This window comes from Clostridium cuniculi, from assembly GCF_004353185.1.
GTDB lineage: Bacteria > Bacillota > Clostridia > Clostridiales > Clostridiaceae > Clostridium > Clostridium cuniculi.
Genome location: NZ_SMUS01000151.1, coordinates 1 through 235, shown reverse-complemented (window position 1 = coordinate 235; position 235 = coordinate 1). Strand labels below are relative to the sequence as shown.

The 235-nt window shown below is 34.5% G+C and carries 1 protein-coding gene; it reads right to left on the bottom strand.

Features of this window, described 5'->3' with window-relative positions; genetic code table 11:
• Positions 1-235: hypothetical protein (locus EJJ37_RS20655; RefSeq protein WP_204596878.1), on the bottom strand; the 235-nt coding region annotated here is incomplete at both ends.

The following is a 235-nucleotide window of genomic DNA, read 5'->3' as shown; positions in this document are numbered from 1 at the left end:
AGTATCTTCAGAAGAATTATCACTATCTACAGTTTCATCATCCTTTTGAGAGTTATCATCTTCAGAAGGAGTAGTAGTTGTATCTTCTTGATCATCAGTATCTACAGATGGAGGAGTTACAGAACCACCATTATCACCAGGAATTTCATCTATATCGTTAGAAGGAAGTTCTGGATTAGTATCTTCAGAAGAATTATCACTATCTACAGTTTCATCATCCTTTTGAGAGTTATCA